Source organism: Metapseudomonas otitidis, from assembly GCF_011397855.1.
Lineage (GTDB): Bacteria > Pseudomonadota > Gammaproteobacteria > Pseudomonadales > Pseudomonadaceae > Metapseudomonas > Metapseudomonas otitidis.
Genome location: NZ_AP022642.1, coordinates 2,808,732 through 2,823,976, shown reverse-complemented (window position 1 = coordinate 2,823,976; position 15,245 = coordinate 2,808,732). Strand labels below are relative to the sequence as shown.

Genomic DNA, 15,245 nt, shown 5'->3' with positions numbered 1-15,245 from the left:
CCTGCTGAAGGAGCCCACCATGACCGTTCACGCCTACGGCGCCCATGCCGGCGACAAGCCGCTCGAACCCATGACCATCCAGCGCCGCGCGCCCGGCGCCCATGACGTGCAGATCGACATCGCCTTCTGTGGCGTCTGCCACTCCGACCTGCACCAGGTCCGCGCCGAGTGGGCCGGCACCCGGTTCCCCTGTGTGCCGGGCCACGAAATCGTCGGCCGCGTCAGCGCCGTAGGCGCCCATGTCACGACGCTCGAACCGGGCGACCTGGTGGGTGTGGGCTGCATCGTCGACAGCTGCCAGCACTGCGCCGACTGCGACGCCGGCCTGGAGAACTACTGCGACGGCATGGTCGGCACCTACAACTTCCCCACCCCGGACGCGCCAGGCTGGACCCTGGGTGGCTACTCCGAGCGCATCGTCGTGCACGAACGCTATGTGCTACGCATCAGCCACCCCGAGGAGCAACTGGCCGCCGTGGCACCGCTGCTGTGCGCCGGCATCACCACCTGGTCGCCGCTGCGCCATTGGCAGGCGGGTCCGGGCAAGAAGGTGGGCATCGTCGGCATCGGCGGCCTGGGCCACATGGGCATCAAGCTGGCCCATGCCCTGGGCGCGCAGGTGGTGGCCTTCACCACCTCCGAGGGCAAGCGCGAAGCCGCCCTCGCCCTGGGTGCCAACGAAGTAGTGGTGTCGCGCAATGCCGAGGAGATGGCCGGACACGCCGGCAGCTTCGACCTGATCGTCAACACCGTGGCGGCGCCCCACGACCTCAACCCCTTCCTGGCCCTGCTCAAGCGCGATGGAACCCTCACCCTGGTGGGCGCACCGGCCAGTCCGCATACCCCGCCGGAGGTGTTCAAGCTCATCTTCAAGCGCCGCAGCATCGCCGGCTCGATGATCGGTGGCATTCCCGAAACCCAGGAGATGCTCGATTTCTGCGCCGAGCACGGCATCGTCGCCGACATCGAACTGATCCGCGCCGAGCAGATCAACGACGCCTTCGAGCGCATGCTCAAGGGCGAGGTGAAGTACCGCTTCGTCATCGACTCGGCCACCCTTTCCGCCTGACCGCCGACGGGCGCCCACCCCGGGCGCCCCTTGCGCCGGGGCCTCGGCCCCGCAAGAATTCCCGCACACCCTCCCCCGCCCGGACCGCCATGCCCCGCGAACCCTACAGCGACCTGCTCGCCCTGCTGGCCGTGGCCGAGGAGCGCAGCTTCACCCGTGCCGCCGCGCGCCTGGGCATGTCGCAATCCATGCTCAGCCACACCATCCGCAGCCTGGAGGCGCGGGTCGGCGTTCGCCTGCTGACCCGCACCACCCGCAGCGTCTCGGTGACCGAGGCCGGTGAGCAGTTGATCGCCGTGGTCGCGCCGCGCCTGCAGGCCATCGAAGCCGAACTGAGGCGGGTCACCGACCTCAGCGAGCTGCCGACCGGCACCCTGCGCATCACCGCCACCGAGCACGCCATCGAGACGCTGCTCTGGCCACGGCTGGAGCCCCTGCTGCCCCGCTATCCGCAACTGAACCTGGAGCTGCACGCCGACAACACCCTGGTCGACATCGTCCAGGAGCGCTTCGACTTCGGTGTGCGCCTGGGAGACAGCCTGGCCCGGGACATCACCGCCGTGCGCATCGGCCCGGACCTGACCTTCGCCCTGGTGGCCGCGCCCGCCTACCTCGCACGGCACCCGGCACCCGCCACGCCCCAGGCACTGGCCGAGCACCGCTGCATCAACCTGCGCCTGCCCACCCGCGGCAACCTCTGGGCCTGGGAGCTGTGCCACGACGGCCAGGCCCTGAATGTCCGGGTCGACGGGCAACTGGTGTTCAACGAAGTGCGTGCCATCGTCAGCGCCGCCGTCGCCGGCTTCGGCCTGGCCTACGTGCCGCTGGACCGGGTGCAGGCGCACCTGGATGCCGGGCACCTGGTGCCGGTGCTGCAGGACTGGTGGAGCACCTTCCCCGGCTACCACCTGTACTACTCGAACCAGCGCGAGCTGTCCCGGGCCATGCAGGTGGTGATCGAGGCCCTGCGCCACCCGGACTGATGCGATTGTCCAATCCGGCTCATGGCCGCGTGCAACCCCTGCGGTTCTTCGCCGGTGCCCGGCTGCCTATGATGGCCCCCACCTGAACGAACGCCACTCCGGCCTTTCCCTACCTACCGCTCGCGGTGCTGCCCAGGCAGCGCCAGGGCCCATCCTTTCCGCGAGAATCCCATGCGCCCCATCCCGTCCGCCCCCGGCAACACCGCCCTCGGCAGTGCCGTCGGCTCCCTGGCCCTCTGCGTTGCCCTGCTGATCGCCTCGGAGTTCATGCCGGTGAGCCTGCTCACCCCCATCGCCCAGGACCTGCACGCCACCCAGGGCCAGGCCGGCCAGGCCATTTCCATCTCCGGCCTGTTCGCCGTGCTGGCCAGCCTGCTGATCGCCCCCCTTGCCGGGCGCTACGACCGCCGCCGGGTGCTGATGGCCATGACCGTGCTGATGCTGCTGTCGCTGGTGCTGATCGCCCTGGCCCCCAGCTTCACCCTGCTGATGACCGCCCGCGCCCTGCTTGGCCTGGCCATCGGTGGTTTCTGGTCGCTCTCCACGGCAACCGTGATCCGCCTGGTGCCGGCAAGCGAGGTGCCCCGCGCACTGGGCTGGATCTTCATGGGCAATGCCGTGGCCACGGCCTTCGCCGCCCCCATCGGGGCCTACCTGGGCGGCCTGTTCGGCTGGCGCGTGGTGTTCGGCGGCCTGGTGCCCCTGGTGCTGGCCACCCTCCTCTGGCAGTTGTACAGCCTGCCGTCGATGCCGCCCCGGGCGAGCATCCCGGTGGGTCGTCTGTTCAGCCTGCTGCGCCGACGCCATGTGCGACTGGGCATGCTCGCAACCATGCTCACCTTCGCCGGCGCATTCGGGGCCTTCACCTACTTCCGCCCGTTCCTGGAACACGCCACCGGCGTCGATGCCCGGCAGCTCTCGGGGCTTCTGCTGGGCCTGGGCCTGGCCGGGTTCGCCGGTACCCACTTCGCCAGCCACATGCTTCAGCGCGAGCGCCTCTACCCGCTGCTACGCTACCTGCCCCTGGCCCTGGCCGTCGTCACCCTGGGCCTGGTCGAGCTGGGCCACTCGCTGGGGGCCGTGGCTGCGCTCATGGTCGGCTGGGGCGCGATCAATGCCGCCATCCCGGTGTGCTGGTCCACCTGGCTGGCCCGCGAGATCGACGACGAACCGGAGAGCGGCGGCGGCCTGATGGTGGCCGCCATCCAGCTGGCCATCATGCTCGGCGGCGCCCTCGGCGGGCAGTTGCTCGACCGCTTCGGCAGCAGCGCGCCCCTGCTGGGAGGCGCCGTGATGCTGCTACTCTCCGGCGTGCTGATCGGCTCCGGCTGGCGCATCCGCAAACCGGGTCGCCAACAGGCCGGGCACGGCCCCGCCATCGGAAATGCACGTTGATCCCCACCCGCCCAGGAGCCCTCGCATGAGCGACGACCTTCTCCGCGATGCCTTCAGCGGCCTGGTGGCCCTCGTGGCCGTAGCCCGCGAGGGCAGCTTCACCCGTGCCGCCGCCCACCTCGGGCTCTCCCAATCGGCCGTCAGCCACGCAGTGAAGGGCCTGGAGCAGCGCCTCGGCACCCGCCTGCTGGCACGCAACTCGCGCACCGTCGCGCCCACCGAGGCAGGCGAGCGCCTGCTGCGCACCGTGGCCCCACGCCTGGCCGAGATCGACGCCGGCATGGCCGACCTGGCGGACCTGCGCGACAGCCCCACCGGCAGCATCCGCATCACCGCCTCCGACCATGCCCTGCGGACCGTGCTGTTTCCCCGGCTGAAGCGCTTCCTGCCGCAACACCCGGGCATCCATGTCGAGCTGCACTCCAACAACCAGCTGGTCGACCTGGCCGCCGAGCAGTTCGACGCCGGCGTACGCCTGGGGGACAGCCTGGCCCAGGACATGATCGCCGTACGCATCGGCCCCGACCTGCGCTTCGCCGTGGTGGCCACCCAGCGCTACCTCGAAGGGCGCACCCTGCCGCACCACCCGGACGACCTGCAGGCGCACAGCTGCATCAACCTGCGGCTGCCCACCTATGGCGGGCTGTGGGCCTGGGAGTTCGGCCAGGGCGACCAGGCCTGCAACGTACGGGTGCCCGGCCAGCTGATCTTCAACAGCATCTACGACTGCCTCGACGCGGCCATCGCCGGCCTCGGCATCGCCTATGTGCCGGAAGACATCGCCCTGCCCTACATCCGCAGCGGCCACCTGCACTCGGTGATGCAGGACTGGTGCCCCTACTGGGCCGGCTACCACCTCTACTACCCCAGCCGCCGCCAGCCCTCCGGCGCCATGTCGGCGCTGATCGCCGCACTGAAGGTGGACGCCCGCTGAGGGCGCGTCACAGCGCGTCCCGCGGCCGCCCCCGGTACACCCGCAGCACATCCGCCATCACCGCCAGGGCGATCTCGGCGGGCGTGCGGCTGCCCAGCGCCAGGCCGATGGGCATGTGCAACCGGGCGACCTGGGCCTCGTCCAGACCGCCGGAGCGGCGCAGGCGCTCGGCCCGCGCGCGGGAGGTGCGCTGGGAGCCCATCACCCCGATGTAGAAGGCCGGCGTTCGCACTGCCTCGATCATCGCCAGGTCGTCGATGCGCGGGTCGTGGGTCAGGGCCACCACGGCGGTGGCGCGATGGCAGCCATCGGCGGCGATGAACAGCGAAGGCAGCACCGGCCTTACCTCCACGCCGTGCACAGCGAAGCCCGCCAGCGCCTCCTCGCGTGGATCGCAGACGATCACCTCGAAGCCCATGGCCTGGGCGAACTGGGCGCAGAACACCGAGACCGGGGAAATCCCGGCGATCACCAGGCGCGCCACCGGACCGACGCGAATGGCGGCACTGCGCTCGTCGGCAGCGATCTCCACCCGGGGACCCAGGCCATCGTCCGGCTCCAGGCGCAGGCCGCCGTGCTCCAGGTCCACGTGGCGACGGCAGGCACGCTGCCCGGCCAACGCCACCTGCAGCGCCTCCAGGTGCGCCCAGGTGTCCGGCACCGGCAGCAGGCGCTCCACCAACACCGCGAGAATGCCGCCACAAGGCAGGCGGATGCGCGCGCCCTGCGGCCCATCGGGGTCACCGTAGCGAATACGCGTCACCGCCTGGTTGAAGTCACCGGCCATCAGCCGTTCGAGGAAGTCCTCCTCCACGCAGCCGCCGGAGAGCGAGCCGACATGCTGGCCATCCTCACGCGCCACCAGCAGCGAGCCAGGCTCGCGAGGGGCGGAACCGAAGGTGGCCAGAACCGTGTTGAGCCAGATGACCCGGCCCTCGCGGGACCAGGCCAGGGCGCGTTCGATGACCAGCATGTCCAGGTGTTGCATGGCGGTGTCCTGAAACGACGGGAAAGTTCGCGACCCTAGCAGCGACGGGCCATACGGCCCATATCGCCGCCTCGAATGTGGCCATGAACGGCATCGATGAATGGATTGTTCGATGCCGTGCATAGGGGCATTCGGCGGGGCGGCGTTTCCCCGGCGCCACGTCTCTGGGCTAATACCTGGCCCCACTCCCGCGTGCAGAACGCCCCACCGAGGACACGACGATGGAACTGATGATCAACGGGACCCGCCGCCAGGTGGACGCCAGCCCCGATACCCCGCTGCTGTGGGTGATCCGCGAGGAACTCGGCCTGACCGGCACCAAGTACGGCTGCGGCGCGGCCCAGTGTGGCGCCTGTACCGTGCTCGCCGACGGCCAGCCGCTGCGCGCCTGCGTGATGCCGGTGAGCGCCGTGGCCAACATGGCCATCACCACCATCGAAGCCATCGAGCAGGACCCGGTGGGCCAGCGCGTGGTGGAGGCCTGGGTCGAGCACCAGGTGCCCCAGTGCGGCTATTGCCAATCCGGCCAGGTGCTCACCGCCACCGCCCTGCTCAAGCGCAACGCCAGGCCCAGCCAGCAGGAGATCACCAACGCCATGGTCAACCTGTGCCGCTGCGGCACCTACAACGCCATCGCCGATGCGGTGCAGCAACTGGCCAAGGCCTGAGGAATACCACCATGAACCTGTCGCAGTTCCTCGGCACGCTGCCCGTCGATGGCATGCCGCTCAACCTCTCACGCCGCCGGTTCGTCGGCGCCAGCCTCGGTGCCCTGGTGCTCGGCGCGCTGCTGCCGGCCCCGGTGCTGCGCGCGGCCGAAGCCGCCACGGTGAAACCCGGCACGCGCCTGCCGGCCTTCCTGGAGATCCGTGCCGACGGCAGTGCCCTGCTGCGCAGCCCCTTCGTCGAGGGTGGCCAGGGCATCTACACCGCTTTGGCACAGATCGTCGGCGAGGAGCTGGACATCGCTCCGGAACGCTTCAGCGTCGAGTGCGCGCCACCCGGGCCGGACTACCTGCTGGTCAACGGTGCCCGCTTCACCGGCGGCAGCTTCTCGGTGCGCTCCAGCATCGAGGTGATGCGCCGCCTGGGCGCCAGTGCGCGGCAGATGCTGCTGCAGGTGGCGGCCGCCAAGCTCGACGTACCGCTGGCCAGCCTCGACACGCGCCCTGGCGAGGTCGTCCACCCCGCCTCCGGCCGCACCCTGGGCTATGGCGAACTGGCCACCCTGGCCGCCGCCCTGACGCCTCCCGCCGAGGTGAAACTGCGCGACAGGAAGGACTTCCGCTGGATCGGAAAGCCAGTCAAGCGCCTCGACGCCCGCGACAAGGCCACCGGCAAGGTGGCCTACACCATCGACCTCACGCTCGACGGCATGCTGCTGGCTGCCGTTCAGCACGCCCCGCGCATGGGCATGGAGCCGGAAGCCCTGGCCAACGAGGCGGAGGTCAAGGCCATGCCCGGCGTGCACTCCGTCCACCGCCTGCCTGGCGCCGTGGCCGTGGTGGCCCAGCGCTGGTGGCAGGCCCGCCGTGCGGTGGAAAGCCTCAGGGTGAGTTGGCGCGAGGCACCGGCAGGCATCGCCCACGCCATGCCGGCGGACTTCTCCTCGGCGGCCTTTCGCGAGCGCCTGGCAGCCACGCCGGGGCCGGGTGTGGTGGCCGAGCAGAGCGGCCAGCCCGACGCCCAGTTCGGGCCGCAGGCCACGGTCATCGAAGCCACCTACGACGCGCCCTACCTCGCCCATGGCCAGCTGGAACCGCCGTCCACCCTCGCCCGCTACAACGCCGACGGCACCCTGGAGCTGTGGCTGCCCAACCAGGCACCGGAGATGTTCCAACAGGCTGCCGCCAAGGTGGCCGGCCTGCCGCCGGAGAAGGTCATCCTGCACTCCCCGCCCCTGGGCGGCTTCTTCGGCCGGCACTTCCTCTACGGCACCGCCAACCCGTTCACCCAGGCCATCCTGCTGGCCAAGGCGGTGAAGGCGCCGATCAAGCTGATCTGGACCCGCGAGGAGGAGTTCCTCCGCGACGCCTTCCGCCCCATGGGCGTGACACGCCTGCGGGCCACCCTCGATGCCCAGGGGCTGCCCCACGCGCTGGTGGCCGAGACCATGGGTGAAAGCGCCACGGAACGCTGGTTCGGCCGGGTCCAGGGCAAGGCCAACGACAACGCCGTGGAAGGCCTGGCCGGCAAGGTCTACGCCATCCCCCACCGGCGCGTGTCGCAGGTGTACGTGGAGCACCCGCCCACCCTCGGTTTCTGGCGCTCGGTGGGCCACTCGATGAACGACTTCTTCTACGAGTCCTTCCTCGATGAACTGGCCGATGCCGGCCAGCAGGACCCCTATGCGCTGCGCCTGCACCTGCTGGCCGAGCAATCCCGGCACAAGACCCTGCTGGAAGCGGTGGCGGCGCTGTCCGGTGGCTGGAAACGCGGCCCCTTCACCGCTGCCGACGGCAGCCGGCGGGCCCGGGGCGTGGCCATGGCCTCACCCTTCGGCAGCGAAGTGGCGACCATCGCCGAGGTGTCCATCGAGCAGGGGCAGATCGTGGTCCACGACGTCTGGGTGGCCTTCGACCCCGGCTCCATCGTCAACCCGGCCATCGTCGAAGCGCAGGTGAAGTCGGCCGTGGCCCTGGGCCTGTCCTCCGCGCTGCTGGAAGAGGTGGTGTACGAGAACGGCCAGCCACGTGCCCGCAACTTCGGCGCCTATGCCGTGCTGCCCCAGGCGCGCATGCCCCGGGTACACGTGCGCATCGTCGAGAGCGGTGCGCCCATGGGCGGCGTCGGCGAGCCGGGCCTGCCCGGCGTGCCACCGGCCGTGGCCAATGCCGTGGCCGCCCTCACCGGCCAGCGGCTACGCAGCCTGCCTCTGTCCCGGGCGCGCTTTGCCGACGCGTAGGTGTCGGCCCCAACCACACCGGAGAATCGCCATGAAGCACCCGTTCCGCACCACCCTGCTGTTCGCCCAGCTCTGCACCGGCACGGCCCTTGCCGGCGAGGCCGAAGGCATCCAGGTGCAAGCCAATGGCGCCCAGGCCAGCCAGAGCGGTCCGGCCGACTACTTCACCGGCCAGGCGGTGGTGGACATGCTCTTCACCGCCACCGACTACAGCCCGGCCAGCGGCGCCCACGTCACCTTCGCCCCTGGCGCCCGCACGGTGTGGCACAGCCACCCGCGCGGGCAGACCCTGCTGGTCACCTCCGGCCAGGGCTGGGTGCAGGAATGGGGCAAGCCGCTCCGGGTCATCAACCCGGGTGACGTGGTGCGCATCGCACCGGGCGTGAAGCACTGGCACGGTGCAACGGCCACCCAGGCCATGCGCCACATCGCCCTGCAGGACGCCCAGGACGGCAAGGCGGTGGACTGGCTGGAACCGGTCAGTACCGAGCAGTACACCCCCTGAAACACCGCGGCGGCCCTTGGGCCGCCGCTTCGCTTTTACCGTCCTCAGGGTTCGAGCCGGCGGATCATCACCCTCAGCGGCCCGGCCTGGCGCAAGGCCTCCACCCCACCGTCCAGCCGGCCCAGCCGCACCAGCCCGCGGGAAAAGCGGAAATCCCTGTGGAAGATCGCCAGGTTGCCCCAGGGCGCGTAGTAGGCCAGGTCACCGGCCCTGGGCGTGTATCCGTCGGGCGCGCCTTCGGTGGTCAGCCGCCTGGGCAGGTCGCTGATCTTCTCGGTCTCGGCGTAGTCCTGGAGGACCCGTTCCATCGGCAGCTGGGCGAGGAATTCGCGGGTGCTGGGCGTGTCGTCGAGGGTGGCGGTGAGGGTCGTATCGTCGAGCTCGAGGCGGATCTGCATGGAAGGCTCCTGGGCGTGAGTGGGGGCGGCAAGGGCCAGCAGGCTGGCCAGGGTCGAGGCCGACACAAGGGGTCGCCAGCGACGGCGCAGGTTGGACATTCGGGCTACCTCGTGGACAAGGGCGGTCGATCCGGAGGGTGCCGTCCGCCGTCCTGCCCTGCATCCTTCGCTGCCGAATGCCGCCATGAACCGGATCGCACAATGCCCAGCACCTCAGCCCTCGGGGTCGGCCTGCCCACCCTCAGCCGGGACGGTCGGTTGCCGGCGGCCCACCAGCAGCCCGCAGGTGATGACCAGCGCGGCAGCGGAAGCGGATGCCAGCGGCCGGACCCAGGCGGCCTCGGGCAACCAGCCGGCCAGGGCCACATCCGTCACCAGCATGCCGCCGGCAATCCAGCCCAGCAGGCCGCCGCCCAGCAGCACCACCTGGGGGTAGCGATCCAGCAGGCGCAGGACGAGCTGGCTGCCCCAGACGATGATGGGGATGCTGATCAGCACGCCCAGGCTCACCAGCAGCAGGTTGCCACCGGCCGCACCGGCCACGGCCAGCACGTTGTCCAGGCTCATCACCGCGTCGGCGACGATGACGGTCCTGATGGCACTGAACAAACCGGTGCCGGCCGCCACCTCGTGGGCGGCCTCCGGCTCGGGCTGCAACAGCTTGATGCCGATCCACAGCAGCATCAGCGCCCCGGCCAGCTTGAGGAAAGGCAAGGCGAGGAGTTGCAGGGCGAAGAACAGCAGCAGGATGCGCAATGCGATGGCACCCGCCACGCCGCCGCGGATCGCACGGCGACGCTGTGCCTCGGGCAGGTGGCGGCAGGCCAGGGCGATGACCACGGCGTTGTCGCCGCCCAGCAGGATGTCGATGGCGACGATCTGCGCCAGGGCCATCCAGAATTCAGGCTGTGTCAGCCAGTCCATCAGGGGTATCTCCTTGGGTTGCAGGGCGCCCGTCCGAGCGCCCGGATGGTCCGCTGGGCACGCAGCATCCGGCCCTACCAGAGGGCGATGTCGTAGGTCAGGTAGAGCCGGTTGTTGTCGCGGTCGCGGCTGTAGCTGGAGCGGTAGGCGATGTGCCGCCACTTGAGGCCCAGCCCCTTGAGGGCGCCCGTCTGCACCACATAGGCCAGGTCGAGGTCACGCTCCCACTCATTGGCCGCCACCTCGGCCCCCCGCAGCACGGTGGTTCCATCCCGTCCCTTGAAGTAGCGCAGGCCGGCACTCAGCCCCGGCGCGCCGAGGGCGGCGAAGTCGTAGGCGTAGCCGAGCATCCAGGTGCGTTCGTCCTCCTCGACGAACTTGCCCACCCCGGCATTGCTGAAGCTGTAGACGGTGGCGCCTTCGACGAAGGGCAAGCCCCCTTCCCCATTCAGGCGCTGGTAGCCGGCGCTCAGGGCATGGCCATCGACGCTGTAGGTCAGCAGGGCACTGAGCATGTGGTTGTCCAGCTCGCCGTTGCGGGCCTGCCCGACATCGCGGCTGCGGAAGTAGCGCAGGTCGCTGGTCAGGCTGCCGGGCCCCAGGGACAGGGTGTGCACCAGCCCCAGGTAGTGCTGCCGATAGAAGGCCTCCAGCTCGCCCAGGTAGTAGCTGAGCACCAGCGGCTTGCCGACCTTGTAGTCGGCGCCGGCAAACCAGAAGCCCTCGCCCCGGTCGCCGCCGTAGCCATCGGCCGTGAGGGGGCGGTCGTCGCTGGAATCGCGCTGGCGGCCCTCCCTCAGGTAGCCGGCGGTGAGGCTGAGGCCGGGGATGTCGACGCTGGACACCTGGGTGCCCTCGAAGGTCTGCGGCAGCAGGCGGGCATCGTTGCGCACCAGCACCGGCAGCCTGGGTTGCAGGGTGCCGTGCCGGAGGGTGGTTCCGCCCAGGCGCGCCTTGGCGGTGAGGCCCAGGCTGGAGAACTCGTCCGCCGCCCGGCCATCGTCATGGCGCGGCAGCAACCCGGTACCGGCCCGTCCGCGTCCGGAGTCCAGCCTGACGCCCAGCAGGCCGAGGGCGTCGAGGCCGAACCCCAGCGGGCCTGGCGTATAGCCGGACTGGGCATCCAGCAGGAACCCCTGGGCCCACTCCTCGCGGCGGGACTGGGCGCTGGCAGCGGCCCGGGGCGACATCCCGGACTCGTCCTTGAAGTCGTCGTTGAAGTAGAGGTTGCGCAGTTGCAGGGTGGCCTTGCTGTCGGCGAAGAAGCCCTCGGCAACGGCCTCGGGTGCAAGCGCGGCGGCCACGCAGGCGAGTACCGCGCCGCTGCGGCGCAGGGCGTGATGGGGAGACATGGTGCACCTCACGGGTGGGAAATCGCCCGCTCCCGGAAGGGGGCGGGACGCTGACGGACGGGGAGGCTCAGGCGACCAGGCTGATGGCGCCGCTGAGCAGGGCCAGTGCGGTGATGACCAGCGAGGTCAGCACCGCCCACTTCAGGGTGAAGCGCTGGAAGTCGCCGATGTCCCGGTCGACCATGCCGATCAGCAGCAGCGTGGAGGCGACCAGGGGGCTCATCAGGTGCACCGGCTGGCCCAGCACCGAGGCGCGGGCGATCTCCACCGGATCGATGCCGTAGGCCGAGGCCGCCTGGGCCAGGATGGGCACCATGCCGAAGTAGTAGGCATCGTTGGAGAGGACGAAGGTCAGCGGCATGCTGGTGATGGCGACCACCAGCGGGAAGATCCGGCCCCAGCTGGCGGGGATCATCTGCACCAGGGAGTTGGCCAGGGCATCGACCATCTGGGTGCCGGAGAAGATCCCGGCAAACACACCGGCGGCGAACACCAGCAGCACCACGGTCATCGCATTGCCCGAGTGGGCGAGGATGCGCTCCTTCTGCTCTTCGAGGCGCGGGTAGTTGACCATCAGCGCCACCACGAAGCCGAGCATGAACAGCACCGCCGCGTTCATCAGCCCCATGACCAGGGCGGTCATCACCCCGATCACCAGCAGCAGGTTCAGCAGGATGCGGCGCGGCCGCTTGTGCGGGCTGTCCGCCAGGATGGCCTTGATGTAGCAATCGTCGCCGCCGGTCTTCAGGTGCACGCTGCCGATGCGCTTCAGCTCGCGGCGCCCCAGTACCCAGGCGGTGAACACCACCCACAGCGCCCCGCCGACCATGGTCGGCAGCATGGGAATGAAGTACGCGCTGGCATCCAGCCCGAGCACCGCGATGGCGCGGGTGGCGGGGCCGCCCCAGGGGCTCATGCCGCTCATGATGCTGAGCGAGAGCATGGCGATGCAGGCCAGGACCAGCGGGTTCATGCCGATGCGCCGGTACAGCGGCAGCATGGCGGCGACGGTGATCATGTAGGTGGTGGTGCCGTCGCCGTCCAGGGCGACCATGAGCGACAGCAACGCGGTGCCGATGGCGATCTTCACCGGGTTGCCGTTGACCGTCTGGAGGATGCGGCGGATCAGCGGGTCGAACAGCCCGGCGTCGATCATGATGCCGAAGAACAGGATGGCGAAGAGCAGCAGCGCGGCCGAAGGGGCGACCGTCTTCAGGCCGTCGAGCATCATCTTGCCGAGTTCGGGGGCGAAGCCGCCGGCGAGCGCGAAGGCAATGGGGACCAGGGTCAGGGCCACGACCGGGGAAAGGCGTTTGGTCATGATCAGGTAGGTGAACACGACCACCATGGACAAACCGAGCAGAGAAAGCATGGCGTTGGACTCTTGTAGTTATTAGGTTCCTGCCTCGGGCGGGCGGCGCGAACCGCCCGCCATGAAGCCGCTGATCGAGGGAGCGGGCAAGGGCCCGTCAGGCTGTCGCGTCGGGATACGGCCGCAGTGGCCGGCTGGATCGGAAGGGGTGTGCGAAGGCTGTGGCATGCATGTCGGTTACCCGTCTTGTGTTTGTTATGTCGGGGGTGGGAGGTGAGGCCCGGCGGTCAGTGCAGGGCCTCGGGAAGGCGGTAGAACAGGCGCCCGTCCATGATCTTGCGGGCCGTCCGGATCAGTGAGACGCGGGCGATGTCCAGGGGATTGCCACCGCGCAGCTCGACCTGCAGGTCGAGGTGGCCGGAGGGGTGCTCGATGCGCACCGCCTCCAGCGTCCGCCCCGCCTCGGTGCGGCCGCTGTCCAGGGCCAGGCGCTGGGCGAGGCTGTCCGGTACGTTGACCGCCGCGCCCAGGGCGATAGCCCCCGTCACCGCCAGCGCCTTGTGGCAGCGCTGGGGCACGAAGTAGCGGGCGCAGAGGGTGGCGTCGCCGTGACGGGCGGGGCTCAGGAGGATGGGCTTGGGCAGGACCGAGCCGCTCACGTCGCCCATGCCCATGCGACGGCCGGCTTCCAGGCGGATGCGTTCCAGCCGCGCGAGCAGCGCCCCGTCGGCGTCCAGCACGGCGGGGTCGGCATGGCCGTCCACCCCCAGGTCAGCGGCGCGGATCAGCACCGTTGCCGTGGCGGCGTCGATGCAGCTGACCTCCACCCCGTCGATCCACTCCAGGGCCTGGCCGGTGGGCAGCAGCGCACCGGTCTTGGCACCGGCCACGTCGAGGAAGCTCAGGCGGATCCCCGCGGCGCGGCCCGGCACGCCGCTGATGCAGGTTTCGCCCTCGTACTCCACCCGGCCACGGGGCGTCGGCACGACGCACTCGATGATGCGCTGGGTGTTGAGGTTGAACACCCGCACCCGCGTCTCGCCGTAGGTCGGCGCCACCAGGCCGGTCTCGATGGCGAAGGGGCCGACGGCAGAAAGCATGTTGCCGCAGTTGGGGGTGTAGTCGACCCGGCGCTCGATGACGTCCACCTGGGCGAACAGGTAGTCCACGTCAGCGTCCTGCCGGGAGGAGCGACCGACGATGGCCACCTTGCTGGTGAGCGAGTTGCCGCCGCCGATACCGTCCACCTGCAGCGGGTGGCCGGAGCCCATCAGGTCGAGCAGGACCTCGGTCCGCGCCTCGACGGATTCGGGCAGGTCGTTCATGTGGATGAAGGGGCCGCGGGAGGTGCCGCCGCGCATGATCATGCAGGGGATGCTGTTCATCATCTTGGTCTAACCCATGACCGTTTCAACGATGGACAGAGCTTGTCAGCGCCGTTTTAATGCTTCAAATGCAAATATCGACCACGATAAATAACCAAATCGGATTAATGCACAAACCAGCAAACGGGCTGACCTTTCATGCATCGAATAGAGTTCCTTGACCTCGCCGCCTTCGTCCGGGTGGCCGAATCGCAGTCCTTCCAGGAAGCCGCCCAGGCCCTGCACCTGTCCCAGCCCGCCCTCTCCCGCCGTTTGCAGAAGCTGGAGGAAACCCTCGGCGCCAAGCTGCTGGAGCGCACCACACGGCGCACCTGGCTGACCGAGGTGGGCAAGGACTACCTGCCCCGTGCACGGCGCATGCTGGAGGACTACGAGTCATCGCTGCAGGGCATCCGCGAGCTGAAGACCCACCAGAAGGGCACCGTCACCATCGCCTGCATTCCCACCGCAGCGTTCTACTTCCTGCCCAGTGTCATCCGCGTGTTCAACGAGGCCTATCCGGGCATCCGCATCCGCATCCTCGACGTCAGTGCCAACGAAGGGCTGGAACGGGTGGTGAGCGGCGACGCCGATTTCGGCATCAACATGATCAGCGCCCAGCACCCGGACGTGAGCTTCACCCCGCTGCTGCGGGACCCGTTCGTCCTCGCCATGCGCAGCGACCACCCGCTGGCCGCGCTACCGGAAGTGGGCTGGCCGGACCTGCAGAACGTCCGGCTGATCACCGTCAGCCGCGACAGCGGCAACCGCATGCTGCTGGACAGCGCCCTCTCCGGCCACGGCATCCGCCTCAATGGCTTCTACGAGGTGCAGCACCTGTCCACCTCCCTGGGCCTGGTGGAGAGCGGCCTCGGCGTGGCCATCCTGCCGCGCATGGCGATGCCCGACGCCGAGCACGAGAACCTCTGCTCACGGGACCTGCCGCCCCCGCACATCGAACGCACCATCGGCCTGGTCCGCCGCGACGGCGAGCCGCTTTCCAGCACCGCCGAGCTGTTCATCGAAATGCTGCTCAGGCGCTGGCGCGAGACCGGCGAGCCGCCGCAACCCGAACCCCGCAAGGGCCGGCGGCAACGGACGTGAACCGCCACCCTA

At 69.8% G+C, this 15,245-nt stretch carries 14 protein-coding genes; 8 read left to right on the top strand and 6 right to left on the bottom strand.

What is annotated here, in order from left to right; all coding sequences use genetic code 11:
• The first annotated feature begins 19 nt into the window (after positions 1–19).
• The 4 genes from PotMrB4_RS12980 to PotMrB4_RS12965 all read left to right on the top strand — a co-directional run bounded on the left by PotMrB4_RS12980 (position 20) and on the right by PotMrB4_RS12965 (position 4,381).
• Complete coding sequence (locus PotMrB4_RS12980) at positions 20–1,069, top strand: NAD(P)-dependent alcohol dehydrogenase (protein ID WP_172433503.1); 1,050 nt, start codon at positions 20–22, stop codon at positions 1,067–1,069.
• A gap of 89 nt (positions 1,070–1,158) precedes the next feature.
• Complete coding sequence (locus PotMrB4_RS12975; protein ID WP_142009673.1) at positions 1,159–2,052, top strand: LysR family transcriptional regulator; 894 nt, start codon at positions 1,159–1,161, stop codon at positions 2,050–2,052.
• Between the two features lie 171 nt (positions 2,053–2,223).
• Entirely contained in the window at positions 2,224–3,447 is a 1,224-nt protein-coding gene (locus PotMrB4_RS12970; RefSeq protein WP_172433502.1) for an MFS transporter, read from the top strand.
• A 25-nt stretch (positions 3,448–3,472) separates the two neighbouring features.
• Complete coding sequence (locus PotMrB4_RS12965) at positions 3,473–4,381, top strand: LysR family transcriptional regulator (protein ID WP_172433501.1); 909 nt, start codon at positions 3,473–3,475, stop codon at positions 4,379–4,381.
• A gap of 7 nt (positions 4,382–4,388) precedes the next feature.
• Here PotMrB4_RS12965 and PotMrB4_RS12960 read toward each other — a convergent pair whose 3' ends face one another.
• A complete protein-coding gene (locus tag PotMrB4_RS12960; RefSeq protein ID WP_172433500.1) occupies positions 4,389–5,369 on the bottom strand; it encodes an XdhC family protein in 981 nt (326 codons plus the stop codon).
• 221 nt (positions 5,370–5,590) lie between these two features.
• Here PotMrB4_RS12960 and PotMrB4_RS12955 point away from each other — a divergent pair, with 221 nt between their 5' ends.
• The 3 genes from PotMrB4_RS12955 to PotMrB4_RS12945 are packed head-to-tail and all read left to right on the top strand — an operon-like array spanning position 5,591 to position 8,779.
• Complete coding sequence (locus PotMrB4_RS12955) at positions 5,591–6,037, top strand: (2Fe-2S)-binding protein (protein ID WP_142009679.1); 447 nt, start codon at positions 5,591–5,593, stop codon at positions 6,035–6,037.
• 11 nt (positions 6,038–6,048) lie between these two features.
• Positions 6,049–8,274 carry a xanthine dehydrogenase family protein molybdopterin-binding subunit gene (locus PotMrB4_RS12950; protein ID WP_172433499.1) on the top strand — a complete coding sequence of 742 codons (2,226 nt, stop codon included), beginning with the start codon at positions 6,049–6,051 and terminating at the stop codon, positions 8,272–8,274.
• A 31-nt stretch (positions 8,275–8,305) separates the two neighbouring features.
• Positions 8,306–8,779: a (R)-mandelonitrile lyase gene (locus PotMrB4_RS12945; RefSeq protein WP_232060829.1), complete on the top strand. Its 474-nt coding sequence runs from the start codon at positions 8,306–8,308 to the stop codon at positions 8,777–8,779.
• 44 nt (positions 8,780–8,823) lie between these two features.
• Here PotMrB4_RS12945 and PotMrB4_RS12940 read toward each other — a convergent pair whose 3' ends face one another.
• From PotMrB4_RS12940 to PotMrB4_RS12920, 5 genes are all read right to left on the bottom strand, one after another.
• Positions 8,824–9,276, bottom strand: coding sequence for a cyclophilin-like fold protein (locus PotMrB4_RS12940; RefSeq protein WP_232060828.1), 453 nt, complete (start codon positions 9,274–9,276; stop codon positions 8,824–8,826).
• Positions 9,277–9,390: 114 nt separating this feature from the next.
• Complete coding sequence (locus PotMrB4_RS12935) at positions 9,391–10,104, bottom strand: TerC family protein (RefSeq protein ID WP_172435082.1); 714 nt, start codon at positions 10,102–10,104, stop codon at positions 9,391–9,393.
• Between the two features lie 71 nt (positions 10,105–10,175).
• Entirely contained in the window at positions 10,176–11,453 is a 1,278-nt protein-coding gene (locus PotMrB4_RS12930) for an OprD family porin (RefSeq protein WP_074971271.1), read from the bottom strand.
• Positions 11,454–11,520: 67 nt separating this feature from the next.
• Positions 11,521–12,825, bottom strand: a complete 1,305-nt coding sequence (locus tag PotMrB4_RS12925; RefSeq protein WP_044404795.1) for a CitMHS family transporter — start codon at positions 12,823–12,825, stop codon at positions 11,521–11,523.
• 227 nt (positions 12,826–13,052) lie between these two features.
• A complete protein-coding gene (locus tag PotMrB4_RS12920; protein ID WP_197939517.1) occupies positions 13,053–14,150 on the bottom strand; it encodes a 4-oxalomesaconate tautomerase in 1,098 nt (365 codons plus the stop codon).
• A 138-nt stretch (positions 14,151–14,288) separates the two neighbouring features.
• Between PotMrB4_RS12920 and PotMrB4_RS12915 the strand changes: the two genes are divergently transcribed.
• The gene (locus tag PotMrB4_RS12915) at positions 14,289–15,233 is read left to right on the top strand and encodes a LysR family transcriptional regulator (protein WP_074971267.1); all 945 of its coding nucleotides are present in this window, start codon (positions 14,289–14,291) and stop codon (positions 15,231–15,233) included.
• Positions 15,234–15,245 lie beyond the last annotated feature (12 nt).